Source organism: Pseudomonas quasicaspiana, assembly GCF_021147825.1.
Classification (GTDB): domain Bacteria; phylum Pseudomonadota; class Gammaproteobacteria; order Pseudomonadales; family Pseudomonadaceae; genus Aquipseudomonas; species Aquipseudomonas quasicaspiana.
In genome coordinates, this window is record NZ_JAGTPI010000134.1 from 1 (window position 1) to 988 (window position 988).

At 55.3% G+C, this 988-nt stretch carries 1 pseudogene; it reads left to right on the forward strand.

The features are described from left to right. A pseudogene (locus KDX30_RS29440) lies at positions 1-988 on the forward strand (IS3 family transposase); the annotation flags it as partial.

Below are 988 nucleotides of genomic sequence, written 5' to 3' on the forward strand. Positions count from 1 at the left end.
TTCGATGCCGCCTTCAAGCTTGATGTTTGCAAGCTCATCGTCGATCAAGGCCAGAGTGTGAACTCTGTCTGCCTTGATATGAACCTGAGCGATACGGCAGTGCGTCGCTGGGTTGAGCAATACAAGGCCGAGCTGTTGGGTGGCCCGGGAATTGGCAACCCGTTGACCAGCGAGCAACAGCGTATTCGCCAACTGGAGCAGCAGATTCGTGAGCTGAAAATGGATAATGACATCCTAAAAAAAGCTACGGCCTTCTTTGCCCGCGAATTGAAGTGATCCATCAACTGGTTCACCAATTACAACGTAAGGCCTACCCGGTGGCTCGTCTCTGTCGGGTACTGCGGATCAGTCGCTCCGGTCTTTATGAGGCCCAACAGCGTCGTTTGAAACCCAAGCCCGCCTGTCCGGCAGCGGCCAGGATCAAGGCAGCCTTTGAAGCGTCGGAGCGTTGCTATGGTAGTCGTCGTGTGGTGAGCGCCTTGCGTAAAGAAGGCCTGTCGATTGGTCGCTTCAAGGTGCGCAGCCTTATGAAACAACAAGGTCTGCGCCCGGTCTGGAAGCGTAAGTTCGTTCACACAACCAACAGCAATCACAACTTGCCGGTGGCTGAAAACCTTCTAAATCGCCAGTTCAACCCTGGGGCGATCAATCAATCCTGGGTTGCAGACATTACTTATATCCGCACACGCGGCGGCTGGGTGTACCTGGCAGTGGTCATGGACCTTTTCTCGCGCAAGATCGTGGGCTGGGCCATGGCCCCTCATATGCGAGCCGAGCTGGTAATCAGTGCCATGCAATTGGCTATCGCTCGACGCCAGCCTGAGCCGGGTTTGATCGTCCACTCGGATCGAGGCAGTCAGTACGCAGGAGCGGCTTATCAGGCGCTGCTGACCCGCAATGGAATGCGTTGCAGTATGAGCCGCAAGGGTAACTGCTGGGACAACGCGGTTATGGAGCGCTTCTTTTTGAACCTGAAAATGGAGCGTAC